Annotated in this window: 5 protein-coding genes; all 5 read left to right on the top strand. The window is 70.7% G+C overall.

The window, feature by feature from the left end:
* The coding region (locus tag AE652_RS25970; RefSeq protein WP_063780267.1) for a TetR family transcriptional regulator at window positions 1-915 on the top strand (915 nt) is incomplete at its 5' end.
* 371 nt (window positions 916-1,286) lie between these two features.
* Entirely contained in the window at window positions 1,287-2,624 is a 1,338-nt protein-coding gene (gene ccrA, locus AE652_RS25965; protein ID WP_049655667.1) for a crotonyl-CoA carboxylase/reductase, read from the top strand.
* Complete coding sequence (locus tag AE652_RS25960; protein ID WP_049655664.1) at window positions 2,624-4,654, top strand: protein meaA; 2,031 nt, start codon at window positions 2,624-2,626, stop codon at window positions 4,652-4,654. The genes ccrA and AE652_RS25960 overlap by 1 nt, the downstream gene beginning before the upstream one ends.
* Before the next feature lie 42 nt (window positions 4,655-4,696).
* Complete coding sequence (locus tag AE652_RS25955) at window positions 4,697-5,659, top strand: CoA ester lyase (protein WP_049655662.1); 963 nt, start codon at window positions 4,697-4,699, stop codon at window positions 5,657-5,659.
* A gap of 6 nt (window positions 5,660-5,665) precedes the next feature.
* Complete coding sequence (locus AE652_RS25950; protein WP_049655661.1) at window positions 5,666-6,169, top strand: MaoC family dehydratase; 504 nt, start codon at window positions 5,666-5,668, stop codon at window positions 6,167-6,169.
* Window positions 6,170-6,271 lie beyond the last annotated feature (102 nt).

The raw sequence follows: 6,271 nt of genomic DNA, 5'->3' as shown, positions 1-6,271 counted from the left end.
GTTCAGTCAACCTCCCCGCAGCACCCCGCCGGGCCGCACGGCGGCGCCGACCGGACCAGCCCCTCGACCGGGGGCACCGGGCCGGAGGGCGGGCCGGGCAGCCGCCGGGCGGCGGCGCAGCGCCAGCAGATGCGCCAGGACCTGGCCACGGCCGCGATGGAGCTGTTCGCCTCGCAGGGCTACGAGGAGACCACGGTCGACCAGATCGCGGCCGCCGCCGGGGTGGCCCGGCGCACCTTCTTCCGGTACTTCCGGTCCAAGGAGGAGGCGATCTTCCCGGACCACGACGACACCCTGGTGCGGGTGGCCGACCTGCTGGCCAGCGCGGAGCCGGAGGAGCACCCGCTGGACGTGGTCTGCCGCGGCATCAAGGAGGTGCTGCGGATGTACGCCTCCACCCCGGGGGTGTCGGTGGCGCGGTACCAGCTGATCCGTCAGGTCCCGGCGCTGCGCGAGCGGGAGATCGCCGTGGTGGCCCGCTACGAGCGGCTGTTCACCCGTTACCTGCTGGGCCGTTTCGACACCGGCGAGTCCATCCCGTCCGGCTGGCAGCGCGGCGGCGAGGACGACTCGATGCTGGCCGAGGTCTCGGCGGCGGCGGTGGTCGCGGCGCACAACCACGTGCTGCGGCGCTGGCTGCGGGCCGGCGGCCGGGGCGACGTGGAGGCGCAGCTGGACCACTCCTTCGAGGTGATCCGGCGGACCTTCTGGGCCTCCAGTGCCCCGGGTGCCAGGAGGCGGGGATCGGTGGTGGCACCGGGTGCCAACGGGACCCCGGGGGACGCCGGGGTCGAGAGCGCACTGAGTGCCAGTCCCGGAGGTGAGGTGCTCATCACAGTCGCCCGGACGGACGCTCCGCTGGACGTCGTGGTGGACAGCATCCGGGCCGCGCTGAGTGGCTCCCGGGAGTCGTAGACCCAGTATTCACGCAGGTCAGAGCGGTATCGAGGGCCCGCGCCGGGATGTCGGCGCGGGCCTTTCGCATGCCCGCGCAACGCGCGTCACGCGGCCTCTGAACCGACTGGAATTCCTGGCACCCGGTGTCTTTACGAGTGGCACAGGGTGCCACTACCTTGTTACTCACCAGTCGCGGCGCCGCGGCTCCCCACCTCGGCGCGCCGTCGTCCGGCGTTCCCACACCCCGGGAGCAGAGAGCCAGAACGGCCCGGTCCACCCCGGGTGCCCCGTCTGACCCGCCCACCACCCACCTCAGCGAAGCCGGTGTCCGCTCCCGGCTCCCCCAGACGCCCTGTGACCCTCGCACAGGTACGCCTTCGGAGGCAGCCATGCAGGAAATCCTCGACGCGATCCTCAGCACCGACAGCACGTCGGCGGACTTCGCGGCGATCAAGCTCCCCGAGTCCTACCGGGCGGTGACGCTCCACAAGGACGACGAGCAGATGTTCGCGGGCCTCGCCAGCCGCGACAAGGACCCCCGCAAGTCCCTTCACCTCGACGAGGTCGCCCTGCCCGAGCTGGGCCCGGGCGAGGCCCTGGTCGCCGTCATGGCCAGCGCGGTGAACTACAACACCGTCTGGAGCTCGATCTTCGAGCCGGTCTCCACCTTCGGCTTCCTGGAGCGGTACGGCCGGCTGTCGCCGCTGACCAAGCGCCACGACCTGCCGTACCACGTGGTCGGCTCCGACCTGGCCGGCGTGGTGCTGCGCACCGGCGCCGGGGTCAACGCCTGGAAGCCCGGCGACGAGGTCGTCGCGCACTGCCTCTCGGTCGAACTGGAGTCCGCGGACGGCCACAACGACACGATGATGGACCCGGAGCAGCGCATCTGGGGCTTCGAGACCAACTTCGGCGGCCTGGCGCAGCTGGCCCTGGTGAAGACCAACCAGCTGCTGCCCAAGCCCCGGCACCTCACCTGGGAGGAGGCCGCCTCCCCCGGCCTGGTCAACTCCACCGCGTACCGCCAGCTGGTCTCGCGCAACGGCGCCGGCATGAAGCAGGGCGACAACGTGCTGATCTGGGGCGCCAGCGGCGGCCTCGGCTCGTACGCCACCCAGTACGCGCTGGCCGGCGGCGCCACCCCGATCTGCGTGGTCTCCAGCGACCAGAAGGCCGAGATCTGCCGCGCCATGGGCGCCGAGGCGATCATCGACCGCTCCGCCGAGGGCTACCGGTTCTGGAAGGACGAGAACAACCAGGACCCGCGCGAGTGGAAGCGCCTGGGCGCGAAGATCCGCGAGTTCACCGGCGGCGAGGACGTGGACATCGTCTTCGAGCACCCGGGCCGGGAGACCTTCGGCGCCTCGGTGTACGTCACCCGCAAGGGCGGCACCATCGTCACCTGCGCCTCCACCTCCGGCTACATGCACCAGTACGACAACCGGTACCTGTGGATGTCGCTCAAGCGGATCGTCGGCTCGCACTTCGCCAACTACCGCGAGGCCTTCGAGGCCAACCGCCTGATCGCCAAGGGGAAGATCCACCCGACCCTCTCCAAGGTCTACTCCCTGGAGGAGACCGGCCAGGCCGCCCTGGACGTGCACCACAACAGGCACCAGGGCAAGGTCGGCGTGCTCTGCCTGGCCCCCGAGGAGGGCCTGGGCGTGCACGACGCGGAGTTCCGCGCCAAGCACCTCGACGCCATCAACCGTTTCAGGAACATCTGATGACCGAGCCCCGGAAGCGCGACCGCCCCTGGCTGATGCGCACCTACGCCGGCCACTCCACCGCGAGCGACTCCAACGCGCTCTACCGGCGGAACCTGGCGAAGGGCCAGACCGGCCTGTCCGTCGCCTTCGACCTGCCGACCCAGACCGGCTACGACTCCGACCACGTCCTCGCCCGCGGCGAGGTCGGCCGGGTCGGCGTCCCGGTCGGGCACGTCGGCGACATGCGCACCCTGTTCGACGGCATCCCGCTCGAACGGACCAACACCTCCATGACGATCAACGCCACCGCGATGTGGCTGCTGGCGCTCTACCAGGTGGTCGCCGAGGAGCAGGGCGCGGACATCGCCACGCTCACCGGCACCACCCAGAACGACATCGTCAAGGAGTACCTGTCGCGCGGGACGCACGTCTTCCCGCCCGGCCCGTCGGTGCGGCTGATCACCGACATGATCGCCTACACGGTCGGCAGCATCCCCAAGTGGAACCCGATCAACATCTGCAGCTACCACCTGCAGGAGGCCGGGGCGACGCCCGTCCAGGAGATCGCCTACGCGATGTGCACCGCCATCTCGGTGCTCGACGCCGTGCGCGACTCCGGCCAGGTGCCGGCCGAGCGGATGGGCGAGGTGGTCGCCCGGATCTCCTTCTTCGTGAACGCCGGCGTGCGCTTCGTCGAGGAGATGTGCAAGATGCGCGCCTTCGCCCGGCTGTGGGAGAAGGTCACCCTGGAGCGCTACGGCGTCACCGACCCCAAGCAGCGCCGCTTCCGCTACGGCGTCCAGGTCAACTCGCTCGGCCTGACCGAGGCCCAGCCGGAGAACAACGTCCAGCGGATCGTCCTGGAGATGCTGGCCGTCACCCTCTCCAAGGACGCCCGGGCGCGGGCCGTCCAGCTGCCCGCCTGGAACGAGGCGCTCGGCCTGCCCCGGCCCTGGGACCAGCAGTGGTCGCTGCGCATCCAGCAGGTGCTGGCGTACGAGTCGGACCTGCTGGAGTACGGCGACATCTTCAACGGCTCCCAGGTGATCGAGGCCAAGACCGAGGAGCTGCTGGCCGGCGCCGAGGCGGAGATCGCCAAGGTGCTGGAGATGGGCGGGGTGATCCCGGCCGTCGAGTCCGGCTACCTGAAGTCCAACCTGGTCGCCTCGCACGCCGCCCGCCGGGCCCGGATCGAGTCCGGCGAGGACAAGATCATCGGGGTCAACTGCTTCGACACCACCGAGCCGAGCCCGCTCACCGCCGACCTCGACACCGCGATCATGGTCGTCGACCCGGCCTCCGAGCAGTCCGTGCTCGCCGCCCTGGAGGCCTGGCGCGCCGAGCGCGACGAGGCCGCCGTCCAGTCGTCGCTGGCCGAGCTCAAGGCCGTCGCCGCCACCGAGGCCAACCTGATGCCGGCCACGCTCGCCTGCGCCCGGGCCGGCGTCACCACCGGCGAGTGGGCCTTCGCCCTGCGCGAGGTCTTCGGCGAGTACCGGGCGCCCACCGGCGTCGGCGGCGCCCCCGTCGCGGTGGCCGCCGAGCCCGGCGGCGAGCTGGAGCAGGTCCGCGCCGCGGTCGCCGCGACCGCCGCGGAGCTGGGTGCCGGCAAGCTGCGCCTGCTGGTCGGCAAGCCCGGCCTGGACGGGCACTCCAACGGCGCCGAGCAGATCGCCGTCCGGGCCCGCGACGCCGGGTTCGAGGTGGTCTACCAGGGCATCCGGCTGACCCCGGAGCAGATCGTCTCCGCCGCCGTCGCGGAGGACGTCCACTGCGTGGGCCTGTCCATCCTCTCCGGCGCGCACAGCGAGCTGGTGCCCGACGTCCTGAAGCGGCTGCGCCGCGCCGGGGTGGAGGATGTCCCGGTGATCGTGGGTGGCATCATCCCGGCAGCGGACGGCGAGGCCCTCAAGGCCGCCGGCGTCGCCGCCGTGTTCACCCCGAAGGACTTCGGCATCACCACCATCATCGGCCGGATCGTGGACGAGATCCGGCTGGCCAACAAGCTCCAGCCGTGGACGTCCGCACCGACCGCGGCCACGAACTGACCAGCTGACCAGCTGACCACTGGGAAGGAACCCTCGATTCTGATGACTGCTGTCAACCGACTGCGCCCGCGCCGCTCCTGCCTCGCCGTACCGGGCAGCAACCCGCGCTTCCTGGAGAAGGCCCAGGGCCTGCCGGCCGACCAGGTCTTCCTCGACCTGGAGGACGCCTGCGCCCCGCTGGTCAAGGAGAGCGCCCGCCACAACATCGTCGACGCCCTCAACAACGGCGACTGGGGCGGCAAGACCCGCGTCGTGCGCGTCAACGACTGGACCACCCACTGGACCTACCGCGACGTGATCACCGTGGTCGAGGGCGCCGGCCCCAACCTCGACTGCATCATGCTGCCGAAGGTGCAGGACGCCGAGCAGGTCAAGGCGCTCGACCTGCTGCTCACCCAGATCGAGAAGACCATGGGCTTCGAGGTCGGCCGGATCGGCATCGAGGCGCAGATCGAGAACGCCAAGGGCCTGATCAACGTCGACGCCATCGCCGAGGCCTCGCCCCGGCTGGAGACCATCATCTTCGGCCCCGCCGACTTCATGGCCTCCATCAACATGAAGTCGCTGGTGGTCGGCGAGCAGCCGCCCGGCTACGGCGCCGACGCCTACCACTACATCCTGATGCGCATCCTGATGGCCGCCCGCGCCAACGACCTCCAGGCGATCGACGGCCCCTACCTCCAGATCCGCAACCAGGAGGGCTACCGCGAGGTCGCCCGCCGCTCGGCCGCCCTCGGCTTCGACGGCAAGTGGGTGCTCCACCCGGACCAGGTCGCCGCCGCGAACGAGATCTACTCGCCCTCGCAGGAGGACTACGACCACGCCGAGCTGATCCTCGACGCGTACGACTACTGCACCTCCGAGGCGGGCGGCGCCAAGGGCTCCGCGATGCTCGGCGACGAGATGATCGACGAGGCCAGCCGCAAGATGGCGCTGGTCGTCGCCGGCAAGGGCCGGGCCGCGGGCCTGCAGCGCACCACCAAGTTCGAGATCCCGGAGGCCTGAGCAGCCATGCAGTTCGGACGCACCTACGAGGAGTTCGAGGTCGGCGCGGTCTACAAGCACTGGCCCGGCAAGACGGTCACCGAGTACGACGACCACCTCTTCTGCCTGCTCACCATGAACCACCACCCGCTCCACCTGGACACCAACTACGCCGGGAAGACGACCGACTTCGGCAGGAACGTCGTGGTGGGCAACTACGTCTACTCGCTGCTGCTCGGCATGTCCGTCCCGGACGTCTCCGGCAAGGCGATCGCCAACCTGGAGATCGAGTCGCTGCGCCACATCGCGCCGACCTTCCACGGCGACACGATCTACGGCGAGACCACCGTGCTCGACAAGTGGCCGTCCAAGTCCAAGGACGACCGCGGCATCGTGTACGTCGAGACCAAGGGGTACAAGCAGGACGGCACGGTCGTCTGCGTCTTCCGCCGCAAGGTGATGGTGCCGACCGCGACGTACACCGAGGAGCGCGGCGGCGAGCAGCCCGGCCGCCCGACCCCGCTCTCCTGAGCCCCTCCCCTCTATAGGGGCCCGCTTTTCACCGCGGGCCCCCCGAGAGACCCCGGACGGGCAGGCCGCCGTCATCGGCCGCGCCCCACCCGGCCCGGGGGC

Origin of the sequence: Kitasatospora sp. MY 5-36 (assembly GCF_001182915.1) — a bacterium.
Lineage (GTDB): Bacteria > Actinomycetota > Actinomycetes > Streptomycetales > Streptomycetaceae > Kitasatospora.
The sequence above is the reverse complement of the archived record's forward strand: the minus strand, read 5'-3'. Positions and strand labels throughout refer to the sequence as shown.